The 13,934-nt window shown below is 69.9% G+C and carries 13 protein-coding genes; 6 read left to right on the forward strand and 7 right to left on the reverse strand.

The genetic code is table 11. From position 1 onward, the window contains the following. Positions 1–154: 154 nt before the first annotated feature. Entirely contained in the window at positions 155–1,573 is a 1,419-nt protein-coding gene (locus tag C466_RS13600) for a phosphoglucomutase/phosphomannomutase family protein (RefSeq protein ID WP_004599286.1), read from the forward strand. Between the two features lie 11 nt (positions 1,574–1,584). Here C466_RS13600 and C466_RS13605 read toward each other — a convergent pair whose 3' ends face one another. Next, positions 1,585–2,859 carry an RNA-guided endonuclease InsQ/TnpB family protein gene (locus C466_RS13605; protein ID WP_004599285.1) on the reverse strand — a complete coding sequence of 425 codons (1,275 nt, stop codon included), beginning with the start codon at positions 2,857–2,859 and terminating at the stop codon, positions 1,585–1,587. 302 nt (positions 2,860–3,161) lie between these two features. Between C466_RS13605 and C466_RS13610 the strand changes: the two genes are divergently transcribed. Both C466_RS13610 and C466_RS13615 read left to right on the forward strand, forming a co-directional pair. Then, positions 3,162–3,539, forward strand: coding sequence for a hypothetical protein (locus C466_RS13610; RefSeq protein WP_004599284.1), 378 nt, complete (start codon positions 3,162–3,164; stop codon positions 3,537–3,539). A gap of 61 nt (positions 3,540–3,600) precedes the next feature. Next, on the forward strand, positions 3,601–4,344 hold the full coding sequence (locus C466_RS13615; RefSeq protein ID WP_004599283.1) for a DNA polymerase sliding clamp: 744 nt from the start codon (positions 3,601–3,603) through the stop codon (positions 4,342–4,344). A gap of 52 nt (positions 4,345–4,396) precedes the next feature. Here the strand turns inward: C466_RS13615 and C466_RS13620 are convergent, their stop codons facing one another. The 3 genes from C466_RS13620 to C466_RS13630 all read right to left on the reverse strand — a co-directional run bounded on the left by C466_RS13620 (position 4,397) and on the right by C466_RS13630 (position 8,276). After that, positions 4,397–6,199: a sensor histidine kinase gene (locus C466_RS13620; protein ID WP_004599282.1), complete on the reverse strand. Its 1,803-nt coding sequence runs from the start codon at positions 6,197–6,199 to the stop codon at positions 4,397–4,399. 62 nt (positions 6,200–6,261) lie between these two features. Beyond that, positions 6,262–7,647 (reverse strand): MFS transporter, encoded by a 1,386-nt coding sequence (locus C466_RS13625; RefSeq protein WP_004599849.1) that lies wholly within the window; start codon positions 7,645–7,647, stop codon positions 6,262–6,264. Positions 7,648–7,682: 35 nt separating this feature from the next. Beyond that, positions 7,683–8,276 (reverse strand): DUF7474 family protein, encoded by a 594-nt coding sequence (locus tag C466_RS13630; protein WP_004599280.1) that lies wholly within the window; start codon positions 8,274–8,276, stop codon positions 7,683–7,685. A 133-nt stretch (positions 8,277–8,409) separates the two neighbouring features. Between C466_RS13630 and mdh the strand changes: the two genes are divergently transcribed. From mdh to C466_RS13645, 3 genes are all read left to right on the forward strand, one after another. Further along, positions 8,410–9,324 (forward strand): malate dehydrogenase, encoded by a 915-nt coding sequence (mdh, locus tag C466_RS13635; protein ID WP_004599279.1) that lies wholly within the window; start codon positions 8,410–8,412, stop codon positions 9,322–9,324. 66 nt (positions 9,325–9,390) lie between these two features. Further along, on the forward strand, positions 9,391–9,579 hold the full coding sequence (locus C466_RS13640; RefSeq protein WP_004599278.1) for a DUF7554 family protein: 189 nt from the start codon (positions 9,391–9,393) through the stop codon (positions 9,577–9,579). A gap of 13 nt (positions 9,580–9,592) precedes the next feature. Continuing rightward, positions 9,593–10,147, forward strand: a complete 555-nt coding sequence (locus tag C466_RS13645; protein ID WP_004599277.1) for a 2'-5' RNA ligase family protein — start codon at positions 9,593–9,595, stop codon at positions 10,145–10,147. Between the two features lie 382 nt (positions 10,148–10,529). Here the strand turns inward: C466_RS13645 and C466_RS13650 are convergent, their stop codons facing one another. From C466_RS13650 to C466_RS13660, 3 genes are all read right to left on the reverse strand, one after another. Further along, complete coding sequence (locus C466_RS13650) at positions 10,530–10,715, reverse strand: hypothetical protein (RefSeq protein ID WP_004599276.1); 186 nt, start codon at positions 10,713–10,715, stop codon at positions 10,530–10,532. Between the two features lie 3 nt (positions 10,716–10,718). Further along, positions 10,719–12,113, reverse strand: coding sequence for a cytochrome P450 (locus tag C466_RS13655; RefSeq protein ID WP_004599275.1), 1,395 nt, complete (start codon positions 12,111–12,113; stop codon positions 10,719–10,721). Positions 12,114–12,239: 126 nt separating this feature from the next. Further along, a complete protein-coding gene (locus tag C466_RS13660) occupies positions 12,240–13,862 on the reverse strand; it encodes a methyl-accepting chemotaxis protein (RefSeq protein ID WP_004599274.1) in 1,623 nt (540 codons plus the stop codon). Positions 13,863–13,934: the final 72 nt, after the last annotated feature.

The following is a 13,934-nucleotide window of genomic DNA, read 5'->3' on the forward strand; positions in this document are numbered from 1 at the left end:
CTCCCTCGCGCGGTGCTGTCTCGCGGCCGCCGATGGCGGCCGCTCGCAGGCACGCGCCGCCGCGGTTCATTTATAAATAGCAGGTGGCGGCTTGCCTGCGCAAGCCTCGCGACCGACACCGGGCATTATTGTCCCCGCCGCCGACGTGGCCGACATGGATCAGATCTCCTTCGGCACGGACGGCTGGCGGGCGACGCTCGACACTTTCACCGACGAGCGCGTGCGGATCGTGGGGCAGGCGGTCGCGGACCACCTCGACGCGGCGGGCCGCGACGAGCCGGTCGCCGTGGGGTACGACGCCCGCGAGACCTCGGAGGGGTTCGCCGAGAGCCTCGCCGAGGTGCTCGCCGGCAACGGCTTCGACGTGCTGCTCCCCGAGCGCGACGCGCCGACGCCCGTCATCGCGTACGCCATCGTCAACCGCGGGCTCGCCGGCGCGTGTATGGTCACGGCCTCCCACAACCCGCCCGAGTACAACGGCGTGAAGTTCATTCCCCACGACGGCGCGCCCGCGCTTCCCGACGTGACCGAGGACGTCGTCGACCGCCTCGCGGAGCCGGACCTCCTGCCCGAGGCGGAGCGCGGCGAGGTCGAACGCGTCGACCTCGTGAGCGACCACGCCGACGCGGCCCGCGAGGTCGTCGGGCGCGTCGCCGGGAGCGGGACCGGGGGCGACGGCGGTGCGGTCGACCTCTCCGGGCTCACGGTCGCGTACGACGCGATGCACGGGAGCGGACGCGGCGTCACCGACGCGCTCCTCGAATCCGCCGGCGCCGAGGTCGTCCGCCTGCGCTGCGAGCGCGATGTGACATTCGGCGGCGACTCCCCGGAGCCCTCGGCGGAACACCTCGAAGGACTGGCCGAGCGCGTCACCGACCCCGAAAGCGACGTGGACCTAGGAATCGCCAACGACGGCGACGCCGACCGGATCGCGGTCGTCACGCCCGAGCGCGGCGTCCTCGACGCGAACCTCTTCTACGCGGCCTGCTACGACCGCCTCTTGGAGACCGACTCCGGCCCCGCGGTCCGGACGGTCTCGACGACGTTCCTCGTCGACCGCATCGCCGAGGCGCACGGCGAAGCGGTGTACGAGACCCCGGTCGGCTTCAAGTGGGTCGCCGAGGCGATGGGCGAGCACGACGCGCTGTTCGGCGGCGAGGAGTCGGGCGGGTTCACCCTCCGCGGCCACGTCCGCGAGAAGGACGGCGTCCTGATGGCGCTGCTCGCGGCCGCGACGCACGGCGCCGAACCGTTCGACGCGCGCGTCGACCGCCTGCTGGACGAACACGGACACATCGCGGCCGGGAAGGTGTCGCTCGACTGCCCCGACGACCGGAAGGCGGGGGTCCTCGACGAGCTCGAGGACCACATTCCGGAGTCCGTCCGCGGCTCTCCCGTCGCGAAAGTCGTCACCCTCGACGGGTTTAAACTGCTCTTGGAGAACGGCTCGTGGCTGCTCGTCCGGCCCTCGGGCACCGAGCCGAAGCTGCGGGTGTACGCGGAGGCCGACAGCGACGAGGCGGTCACCGAACTACTCGCCGAGGGACGCGACCTCGTCGAACCGCTGATGTAAACTACCCCGCCCTACTCGCTCACGGCTTCACCGTTCGCTTCGTTGAGGGCGGGACTTTCGCGTGGACTCCCGTTCTGGCCATCGCTGGCAGGCTCGTAATCACCGTTCACGTTCAACGTCCCGCGATTCAAGCGCACGTTTACGGGTGCGCCTCCGCCCGACGACGTTTGCGCCGAGCGGAGATGCTTCACACCGATATTCTTCGCCGCGTTGTAGTCGGCATTCACTTCGTAACCGCATTTCTGGCAACAGAACCGTGCTTGCGTCTCGCGGTTCTCTCGGAGTGTCGTCCCGCACTTGGAACATCGCTGGGAGGTGTAGGCAGGACTCACCTGTTCAACCGAGACGCCGACTATCTCGGCTTTGTACTCGACGTACTCGAACAGGCGTCGGAACGCCCACGCGTGGAACTTCTTGGCGTTCGGCATCCGCTCACGAATTCCCGTCAGGTTCTCGAACGCGATCACGTCGCAGTCGTGTTCGACTGCTTCTGCGACGAGTTCCTTCGAGACGGTGTGTAAAAAGTGGTCGTAGCGTCCCGTCTCCGTGCGTCCGACCGACTGGATGGTTTCGTGAGCGGCTCGCGTCCCGCGCTGGTGGAGCGATCCGCGTCGCTTCTCGAACTCGCGGCGCCAATGGTTCAACTCCGACCCGTTCCAGAACGTACCCGTTGAAGTGACGGCGACGTTTTCGATGCCGAGGTCAACGCCGAGGACTGTGCTGTGCTCGTCGTTGCCGTCGTCGGCAGTCTCGAACTCCACGTCCGCCTTTGTGCGGACGTGAAGGTAGAACTCGCCGTCACGGTAGTGGAGCTCTGCGCCCGTTACGTCGTAGTCGTCGTTGAACAGATACTTCGAGTGGGGCGTCTCGCGGCTCTCGTCGGGAAGGACGTACTCGGCCGTGATGCGACCTTCAACGGTTGAAAGCGTCACGTGGTCGTCGTTGAACGTCGCACAGCGCTTATCATAGACGAGTGTGGGGGCGGAAAAGGACGGTTTCCCTGCGTAGTCGCCTTGTTTCCAGCGGGCGACGACGCTTTGGACGGCGTCGGCGGCCTTGTTGCGAGCGTTCTGAACGAGATTCGCTTGTAAACGTGTCTCTGCCCGCACGTCGTCGTAGGTTTCACGTTGGAGTTGGGCTTTGCTCGTCGTTTTATATTCACCTTGCCAAGCGTGGTCGACGACGTAGTTGGCAGCCCACAGGAACTCGGAGATAGTTTCATGGAGGAGATCGGCGTCACTGTCGGCCACATTGAGCTTGACAGGGACAGTGCGGCGGACCTCCATCCGTGCTTCAGATGTATTCTCTTGTTTTTATATTAGTAACGGTTCTGTGAGGAGTCGACCGACGATCGAACGTAGCTGGTGTAGTGCTTGGTCGGTTTCCTCTCCGACCTACTCGCTCGCTTCGCTCGCTTCTTGAGGTCGGAGGCTCCACCTTGTAATATGCTGAGCCGGGAGCGACCGCGCGGCGAACGCGACCCCTCCTCGCGGCGTCGACGAGTTTCAGTTTCGCCTTGCGTTCGGCTCGTTTATTTATAAATTAACCCCGTATCGTCGCGTACGGCCACCCCCGGCCGAGAGCCAACATGATCGACGAGCCACTGCCGGCCCCCGACGGCACCGACGCGGAACCGAAGCCGACCGAGCGCGGCGAAACCGCTCGGGGCGAGCCGCCGAGCCGCGATCACTCCGACCGCGACCCCTCCGACCGCGACCCCTCCGACCCGTCCCGCGAGCCGGCGGCGCCCGGCCGGGACCCGCGGGAAGAACCGGACCGCGCCACCCGCCCGCCGCCCGACCGGTCCGACGGCGACGCGGCCTGCGAACGCGACCGCGAACCGGACGGCGAGAGCGACGAGTCGGACGAATCCGAGGCCCGCGAATACCGGCTCGAACGGCTCCGACTGTGGCGGACCGTCGTCACGCTCGCGGTCGTCGTCGCCCGCCTCGTCCGGTCGCTGTGAGCGGTCGGTCGCCGCTCCGATCGGGTGCCTTTTTAGGTGATACCGCCCAAGCTGAACGTATATGTTCAAGGCCATCGTGGGCGCGTCGACGTTTCAGGACGCGCTCGATTCGGTGAGCGTGTTGGTCGACGAGTGTAAGATCCGCCTGAACGAGGAGGAGCTCTCCATCCGCGCCGTCGACCCCGCCAACGTCGGCATGGTCGACCTCACGCTGGAGGCGGCCGCGTTCGAGTCCTACGACGCCGACGGCGGCGTCATCGGCGTCAACCTCGCCCGGCTGGAGGACATCGCCGGCATGGCCAACTCCGGCGACCTGATCCACCTCGAACTCGACGAGGAGACCCGCAAGCTCCACATCGAGATCGACGGCCTCTCGTATACCCTCGCGCTCATCGACCCCGACTCGATCCGCCAGGAGCCGGACATCCCGGACCTCGATCTCGCCTCCGAGATCGTCGTCGAGGGCGCGCAGCTCGACCGCGGGATCAAGGCCGCCGACATGGTCTCCGACCACATCCGCCTCCGCGTCGACGAGACCGACGAGGCGTTCTTCATCGAGGCCGAGGGCGACACCGACGACGTGAACCTCAAGCTCGACCGCGAGGACCTCATCGCGCTCACCGCCGGCCCCGCCGACTCGCTGTTCAGCCTCGACTACCTGAAGGACATGAACAAGGCGATCCCCTCCGACGCCGAGGTCACCGTCGAGCTCGGCGAGGAGTTCCCGGTCAAGCTCCACTACGGCTTCGCAGAGGGACTTGGAAATGTGACATTCATGTTAGCCCCGCGGATTCAGAGCGACTGAAGAACGCAGATTCGGCATTTTTGAAATTGTAAGTAATCTAACTTCTCTCAGTTTACTCCGCCGCGACCACCGGAACCGACACCGTCACCCGCGTCCCTCGCGGTTCCCGGTCCGCGTACTCCACGTCGGCGCCGACGGCGGCGGCGCCCCACGCGACGACCCAGAGCCCCAGCCCCGAGCCGTGTTCGAGGGCGGTCTCGCGTCCGGACTCGACGGCGTCGACCTCGTGGTCCGGGATGCCGGGGCCGTCGTCCTCGACGGTGAGGACGAAGCGGGCGTCGCCGTCAGCCTCCCGCTCAGCGTTGCCGCCCTCCCTGCGGAGCGCGACCCGTACCCACGCCCCGCCGTCCTCGCGCTCGACGCCCTCGCCGTCGTGGTGGTCGACGGCGTTCTCCACGGTGTTCTCGACGACCGCGCGGAGCGCGTCGGGCCTGACGCGCGTGGTCCAGTCGGAGTCACCGTCCGCACCCCCCTCGACGACGAGTTCGACCGTCGTCGCGCCGTCTCGGGCGTCCGCGACGACCGATTTCAGGAGGTCGCGGACGTCCGTCTCCGCTGGATCGCTCTCGGCGAGCAGCCGCTCGACGGTGCCGGCCTTCTCGCCGAGCGCGGCCAGCGCGCCCGCCCGGCGCTCGACGGCGTCGGCCATCCGGACCAGCTCCGGGTCCTCGAGGCGGTCGCGAAGGATCTCGCCGTAGCCGTGGACGACGCCGGCGTCGTTGCGGAGGTTGTGGCGCAGGATTCGGTTGAGCACCTCCAGCTGCTGGCGGCGGCGCTCGCGCTCGGTGACGTCGGAGAGGACGACCGTGTACCCCACGTGCGTTTCGTTGGGGTCGGTCAGCCGGGAGACGGACACCGCGTACGTGCGGCGGCCGGCGGCGTCGGCCGCGTCGATCCGGACCGTCTCGCGGGAGGCGCCGTCGTCGGGGTCGGCGTCGCCGTCCGACGCCCCCGTCTCCGCCTCGTCGACTCCGACCGGCAGGTCGAGGAAGTCGGCGAGCGGCCGGTCGCGAGCGGTCTCTGCGCCGACGCCCAACACCGCCTCGGCCGCGGGGTTGAGCCGGACGACGCGGTGGTCCAGCCCGAGCGCGACGATGGGGTCCCGCAGGTCGTCGATGGCGGTGCGCTCGGCGGCGCGGCTGGTCGTCGGGTTCCGTTCGAACATCTCCGCGCGGTCGAACGCGTACGCGTCGAGCAGGACGTGCGGGACGAACATGATCGGCGCGAGCTGGAGCTGCGGGACCGGACCGAGCGACAGCGCCCACGCGACCAGGGCGAACCCCGGCGGAATGGGGCTCAGCGCGACCGCGGCGCTCTCCCGGCGGTAGAGGGGCCCGTAGCTCAGGAGGGTGTCGACGAGGAGGAACACCGCGCTGGCCACGAGGACGGTCTCCGCGGCGACGGTGAGGTACGCCCACGGCCCGAGCGCGTAAGAGACGGTCTCGACGCCGAAGGCCGGGTCGGGTCCGAAGTCGGTCCAGAAGGCGCCGTGGAGGGAGTTCGTGACCAGCAGAGTCGTCGAGAGGAGGCCGAACCCGACGATCGTCGCGAACAGGCGACTCCGAACGACGTCGCTCCGGCCGGTGTACTCCAAGGCGAAGCCGAGGAAGGTCACGCCGGTCCAGATGATGCCGAGCCACGTCGCCGTTTCGAGCAGGGCACGGAGGGCCGGGTCGGCCACGAGCAGCCCGGTCCCGTAGGCGAAACACCACGTCGCCTGCGCGGCGAACACCGCGAGGAACCAGTCGACCCCGGGGCGACCGCGGCGTTCGCGGATCGCCCACGCGAGCAGGACCGCGCCCGCGCCGCCCGCGAACGAACCGGCGACCGGCCACGCGGGGACGGCGTCGAACATGTGTCGGTCCCGAGGGCGAGCCGCGAGGTAAAACTGTCGCGGGCGGCGGCGTCCGCCCGCGCTCAGTCGGCGGACCGGGCGAACGCGATCGCCACGGGCGCGAGCAGCAGCGCGCCGATCAGGAACGGCGACGCGACGGCGACCGTGTACAGCACCGCCATCAGCGGCGGCCCGACGGTCCGGCCGAGGCTGGACGCGCCCTGGGTCACGCCGAACGCGGCCCCCTGGTCGGCGTCGTCGGCCGAGGCGGAGACGAGCGTCGCCAGCGAGACGTTGACGAGGGCGTTGCCGAGCGAGAGCGCCGCGAGCGCGGCGAGCAGCGCGACCAGCGGGAGCGTGAGCCACCCCGGGCCGCCGAGGGCGACGCCGCCCGCGACCCGGTCGACGAGGCCGGTCGCGGGGATCGCCGCGAGCGCGACGCCGAGGACGACCGATCCGACGGCGACGAGCGTCCGCGAGGGGACGACCCGCGAGAGCCGCCCGACGAGGACGCCCTGATTGATCGCGCCGAGGACGCCGACGTAGGTGAGGAGGAACGCCGCGGCCGTCGCGTCGTAGCCGAACGCGTCCGCGACGTACGGGATGAACATCACCTGAACGCCCGCGAACGCGACGGCGACGACGAAGTACGCGACCGTCAGCGGCCGGAGCGACGCGGAGGCGAGGGCGTCGCGGAACTGGCCGATCGCGGTCGTCCGGCGGCCGCGGGACCCCTCCGCGTCGCCCGCCGGACGCGTCCGGGTCGGCTCTTCGAGGAAGGCGAACCCGACGAGGACCGCGAGGAGGCTCATCCCCGCCGCCGCGAAGCTCGGGATGGAGTAGGCGGTGGCCGGGACGAACGCCGGGAGGAGGGCGTCGGCGCGGGCGACGACGGCGTCGGCGGCGAGGAGGCCGCCGATCGCCGGGCCGAAGACGAACCCGAGCGCGAACGAGGCGCCGACGAGGCCGAGCGCGCCCGCCCGCCGGTCGCGGGGCGTGATGTCGGCGACGTACGCCTGCGCGGCGGCGATGTTGCCGCCCATCGCGCCCGCGAGCGTCCGGGAGGCGAAAAGCACCGCGAGCGCGGCGACGGGGCCGAAGCGCGCCCCCGCGGCCCCGGCGTAGCCGAACGTCACCCACGCGACCCCCGCGGTCGCGAGCGACGCGAGGAGGACCGGCCGGCGCCCGATCCGGTCGGAGAGCCGGCCGAGCGTGGGCGCCGCGAGGAACTGCGCGAGCGAGTACGAGGCCGCGAGCAGCCCGATGAACGCGTCGCTGACGCCGAAGGACCTGACGTAGAAGGGGAGGATCGGGATCACGATCCCGAAGCCGACCAGGTCGATGAACACGACGCCGATCACGACCGCGAGCGCGCGGCGCGGGTTGGCGACGGCCGGGGATCGGTCGGGGCCTCCATCGGCCTCGGGATCGTCCCCGGTCGACACGGCCCCGGACTCCGGATGCGTCACGGTGGCGAGACGTCGCGCGGAGACTTAAACGGGCGCTACAGGTGCCGCTCGATGACGCGTTTCGCGGCCTGTCCCTTCTCCTTCCAGCCGTATCCCTCCTCGTACACGTGGCGCTTGGCGTCGACGAGCTCTTCGGGGGTCGACTCCTCGAAGCCGCCGCGGTCCCACGCGCCGGATTCGCGGAGCCACTCGATCACGTTCTCCCGGGTCTCGGGCCACGAGAGCCCGACCATCTCGTACCACGCCACCATCGCGAAGACGGCGTTGTCGTGGCAGCCGGGGACGGAGCCGTGCTCGTAGACGGTGCGCATCGGCTCGCGGGTCGGCTCGGAGACGCGCTCCTTGAACTCCGCGGCGGTGAGCAGGCGGAGGCGGTCGCCGTCCTCGACGACGCGCTGGTCGCGTCGGAGCGTCCCGAGCGCGGCCTTGTGGAGCCCGCCCCAGTCCGCCGGAATCGCGTCCCGCAGCGCCGCCTCCGAGAGCCCGTCGGGCTCCGCGGACAGCACCGACAGGAGGTCCGTGTACGCCTTCTCGACGGTCGGCCAGCTCACGCCCTCGAACTCGCAGTCGGCGTCGTGAAGGCTGTTCGTCGTCCGACAGCCGGGACACGGGTAGCGGAACGTCGGCACTGGATGGGTGTGTGCGGCCGCCGGAGTTAGGGTTTTCGCGACGGTTCGCCGGGAGCGACGCGCCGGGATCGGCACGGACGTTCGTGGGGGTTCCGAAACGTTTACTCGCCGCCCGACCGCGACTTCACACGGTATGACAAAAGTGAGTGTCATCGGTGCGGCGGGGACCGTCGGAGCCGCGGCCGGCTACAACCTCGCGTTACGCGACGTGGTCGACGAGCTCGTCTTCGTCGACATCCCGGACCAGCGCGAGACGACGATCGGCCAGGCCGCCGACGCGAACCACGGCGTCGCCTACGACTCGAACACGACCGTCCGGCAGGGCGAGTACGCGGACACCGCCGGCTCGGACGTCGTCGTCATCACGGCCGGCATCCCGCGCAAGGAGGGCCAGACCCGCATCGATCTGGCCGGCGACAACGCGCCGATCATGGAGGACATCGGCGCCTCTATCGCCGAGCACAACGACGACTTCGTCACGGTCACCACGTCGAACCCGGTGGACCTGCTCAACCGCCACCTGTACGAGGCGGGCGACCGCGACCGCCACAAGGTGATCGGCTTCGGCGGCCGGCTCGACTCCGCGCGCTTCCGCTACGTCCTCTCCGAGCGCTTCGACGCGCCCGTCAAGAACGTCGAGGCGACGATCCTCGGCGAGCACGGCGACGCGCAGGCGCCCGTCTTCTCGAAGGTCCGCGTCGACGGCCGCGACCCGTCGTTCGACGCCGACGAGAAGGAGGAGATCCTCGCGGACCTCCAGGAGTCCGCGATGGACGTGATCAGCCGGAAGGGCGCCACGCAGTGGGGGCCCGCGACCGGCGTCGCGCACACCGTCGAGGCGATCCTCAACGACACCGGCGAGGTGCTCCCCTGCTCCGTCGTGCTCGACGGCGAGTACGGGTACGAGGACACCGCGCTCGGCGTGCCCGCGAAGCTGGGCTCGAACGGCGTCGAGGAGGTCGTCGAGTGGGACCTCGACGAGTACGAGTCGGAGCTGCTCGACGAGGCCGCAGAGAAGCTCTCCGAGCAGTACGAGAAGATCGCGTAGGGCGCCTCTCGGAATCGATCGCCGCCAGCCACCGGATTTTTACCGCTGCCGCGCGCTCCTCGGAGCATGAACCGCGCCGAGATCGACACCGACGACCTCCTGAAGGTCGTGCTGCTGCTCGTCGTCGTGTGGCTTCTCCTGGAGATCGTCGGGGCCGTCCTCGATATCGCCTTCTGGCTGCTCGACGCCATCCCGACGCTGATCGGGGTCGCGCTCGTCGTCCTGATCGCCTTGCACCTCACCGATCGGATCTGAGGCGGGCGGCGACGTGTTCAGCCTCAACGTCCCGCTGCCGCCCGCGGTGGACCGGCTCGCGACCGATCTCCACCCGAAACGAACGGGGTTCGACAGGGTGCGCGAGCGGCGCACGCTCGTCTGTAAGCGGTTCGGGGTCGGAGACGTGCGAGACGGAGACGAAGAGACCGGCGAGCGAGGCCCTCCCCCCCGACAGGAGGCCGTCGACCGCCTGCGCGAGCGACTTCGCCGCCCCCTCGCCGCGGTCGAGCCCTTCGAGGTCGCCGTGACCGGCGTCGACGTCTTCGACGCGCCGCGGTCGGGGTCGCGGCCGGTGGTGTACTTGGCCGTCGAGAGCGACGAGCTGGTTCGGGTTCACCGGCGGCTCTGTGACGCGTTCGGCGCGGTCGAGGGCATCGAGGGCGACGAGTACATGCCGCATATCACACTGGCGAGAGGTGGGAATCCTGAGCCGGGGGTCGTCGCCGACCTCGTCGACGCCGAGTTCGAGCCGGTCCGGTGGCGGGTCCACGCGCTCGACGTGTGGGACCCGGAGTTCCGGGAGGTCGCGGCGAGCGTCGATTTATAAGTGATCGATTTCGGGGTGTCGGCGACTACCTCCAAAGCCCCAGCCGATCGGTTATAAATAACTGATAGCGGATCAGCCGCGACCATCTTCAAAGCCCCAGCCGCGAGAACTCGCGCACCTCGCTGCGCGCTTCAGTCGCTCGCTTTGCTCGCTCCTTCCAGTGCTTACGTCGGTGTGCTTCGTCCTCGCGGCTGCCCCTTTGAGTCCCACTCCACCCCACACCGCAACCGCGCCTCACACCTCCCCAGCCTCGTCAGCCGGCCTCCGCTTCGCTCCGGCCGGCTGACTCCCTCGCGCGTGCTCCTCGCGTCCTTCGGACGCTCGGAGGCACGCGCCGACCGGACAAGGGTACTGTATATAAATGAGCGACGGCCGCGACCGACTACGCGTCGTCGACCCCGTTAGGCTCCTCGACCGCGTGATGCGGCCCCACCGGCCCGTGGGTCGGGCAGACGCCCGCGATGGGGGTCGCGTTGAGACAGCAGGCGCGCTGTTCGCTCGCGACGAGGCCCCGCGAGAGGGGCTCGCCGCAGCGGGCGCAGTACGACTCCGCCTCGGCGCCGGTCATCCCTCAGCGCTCGCGGATCCGCATCGGCACCGGGTGGTTCGGGTGCATCGTCAGCGAGCCGCGCAGGGCGAGGCTCGGCCCCTCGTAGTCGAGTTCGAACCGCGAGCAGACGGTCGCGAGGATGATCTTCGCCTCGAGCAGCGAGAACGCCTTCCCGATACAGTGGCGCGGGCCGCCGCCGAACGGGAAGTAGGCGAACCGGGGCCGTTGGATCCGGCGCTCGGGCGTCCAGCGGTCGGGGTCGAACGCCTCGGGGTCGTCGTACCAGCGCTCGGACCGGTGGATCACCCACTGGGAGACCATCAACGCCGACCCCTCGGGGATCCGGTAGCCCCCCAGTTTCACGTCGAGCTTCGGCTCGCGGAACAGGGTGTAGACGGGCGGGTAGAGCCGCATCGACTCGTTGAGGACGCGCTCGGTGTAGTCCATGTCGCGGACGGCGCCCGCGGTCAGGGACCCGCCGCTCACGGCTTCCTCGGCCTCGCCCTCGACCCGCTCGCGGGCCTCGGGATGGTTCGAGAGGAGGTAGAAGGCGTAGGTGAGCGCGAGCGCGGTGGTGTCGTGGCCGGCGAGCAGCATCGTCACCAGCTCGTCGCGGAGGTTCTCGTCGGTCTGCTCGCCGCGGTCGCGGGCGCGGAGCAGGACGGAGAGCAGGTCCATCGGGAGGTCGGCGTCGGGGTCGCCGGGCGGGCCGCGGACGCCGGTCCCGTCCGGGCCGGCGGGGTCGACGCTCGGGTCGCGCTCCGTGCCGCGGCGGCGCTCGACGATGCCGTCGATCACCGATTCGAGCGTGTCGATGGCGGCGTCGAACTCGCGGTTCTCGCGGGTCGGCAGCCAGTCCGGGATCAGGTACCGGCGGGGGTCGGGCTCGAACCGGGCGCCGAGCGGTTCGAGGTTCTCCTGGACCGTCTTCACCTCCTCGTCGTCGATGTCGGCGCCGAACATCGCCGTGACGATGATCTTCACGGTGAGCCGCGCCAGCTCCAGCTGGAGATCGACGACGTCGCCGTCCTCCCAGTCGGCGACGTGCGACTCGGCGTGGTCGGCCATCACGCCGGCGAGCGCGCCGATGCGGCGGTTGTGGAACGCGGGGTTCGCCAGCTTCCGCTGGCGCTGCCACGTCTCGCCCTCGCTCATGAGGAGGCCGTCGCCGAGCAGCGTGTCCATCGCGTCGTCGCCGAACTGGGGCTTCCGGTAGCGCTCGGCGTCGGCGACGAGCACGCGCTCGACGTCGGCGGGGTTCGTGAGCAGGTACGTCTCTCTCGGGCCGAGGTCGAGCCGCACCACGTCGCCGTAGCTGTCGGCGCAGGCGCGCAGGAAGCCGAACGGGTCGTCAGCGAACTGGCGACCGTTGCCGAACAGGGGGTCGCCCAGCGGTCCGGGCGGGGTAACGGACATACGATTTCTGGGGGTTGAGCGGGGTTAAACGTTCGGCAGGGGGAGAACGAAGCGCGAGAAAGGAAGGCGAGGAAAACCGACGGGATCGGGGGCGTCGGAGCGCGGCAAGCGCGGAGCGTCGGAGCGTTACCGCGCGTCGAGCTGCTCGACCCGGGCGATCAGTTCGTCGACGGCCGCCTCCTGGTCGTCGGTGGCGTCGACGATGCGCTCGGTCGCGTCCTCGGTGCGGTCGGAGCGCTCGCGCACCGCCTCCAGCGACGAGGTGAGCTCCTCGACGGTCGCGGCCTGGTCGTCGGTGGTGCGCGCGACCTCGGCGACGCCCGCGGCCGCCTCGTCGACGGCGTCGGCGATCTCCTCCAGCGAGTCGAGGACCGTCTCGATCTCGGTGCCCGCGTCCTCGATGCGGTCGTGGGAGCGCTCGACGGCGGTCGTGGTCTCCGCGGACTGTGCCTGCAGCTTGTCGAGGCTCTCAGTGATCTCCTCGGTGTAGCCGCGGGTCTCGTCGGCGAGCTTCTTTACCTCCTCGGCGACGACCGCGAAGCCGTCGCCGCCCTCGCCGGCGCGGGCGGCCTCGATGTTGGCGTTGAGGGCGAGCAGGTTCGTCTGCTCGGCCACGTCGGAGATGACCTCGATGACCTCCTCGATGTCGTCCATGCGCTCGGAGAGCGCGCCGACGCTCTCGACGAGCTCGTCGCCGATCTCGACGACGTCCTCGGTCGCCTCGCGGGCGTCCTCGCTCGCGTCGAGCCCCTCGTCGGCGGCGTCGGCCGCCGCGACCGCGGCGGAGTCGACCTCGTCGGCCGTCGCGGCGACCTCCTCCATCCCCGCGGAGAAGGACTGCATCTCGGAGACGCTCTCTTCGAGGAGCTCGTTCTGCTCGTCGACGTTCTCGGCGATGTCGGCGGCCGCGGCGCTCGCCTCCTCGACGGTCTCGTCGAGGTCGCGCGCCTTCTCGTGGACCCCCGAGGAGAGCTGGTCGAGGTTCTCGGCCATCTGATTGACGACGTCGATGACGCGGACCAGGTCGGCGCTGAGGTGCTCGAAGGAGTCGCGGCGGCTCGCGCGGGCGTCGAGGTTCCCCTCGCCGATCGCCTCCGCGGTCTCCCGGACCTCGGCGACCAGCTCGCCCGTGGCGTCACGCTGGTTCACGTTCTCCGTCCGGTCGACGACGACCTCGGTCACGCCGACGAGCTCTCCGGTCTCCTCGTCGTACATCGCTGTCGCGGTGAACTCGATGTGCCGCTCGTCGCCGTGGCGGTCGACCATCGTGCTGGTGTCGCGGTAGCGGTTGCGGCCGGCCTCGCGACGCTCGACGCCGTGGACCTCGTCGGCGGTGTCCGGCACGTCGAGCACCTTGTCGGCGAGCGTGTCGGCTCGGCGGCCGTCGGGGTAAAAGAGCTCCGAGACGTGGTCGTGACCGACCGCCTCCTCGCGCTCGACGCCGGTGAGCGACGCGATCGCCTCGTTCCACTCCGCGACGTTCCCCTCGCAGTCGAGGATGAACGTCGGGACGCTGGTGGCGTTGAACACCTGCTGGAAGCCGGCGCCCGCGAGCGTCGCCGCGCGGTTCACGCCGTCGGCGTCGGTGAACGTGTGGTCGCCGGTCTGGTCGGCGGCGTCAGTCGGTGTCCCGCCGGCCGATCCGGCGGAGTCGGGTCCGTTCTCGACGACGACGCCCCCGTCGGGGACAGACCGAGAGTCGGTCCCCCGTCCGAGTAGCCGCCGCAGACGCTCGCGAAGTCCCGTCATGTCTACGTCACCGTCTCCCAACCGTCATCATAAACCGCACGTCCCGGTATTCGAGTTTGATAATCAGAGGGG

The sequence above is a fragment of the Halorubrum distributum JCM 10118 genome (genome assembly GCF_000337335.1).
In the GTDB taxonomy this organism is placed as follows: Archaea; Halobacteriota; Halobacteria; order Halobacteriales; family Haloferacaceae; genus Halorubrum; species Halorubrum distributum.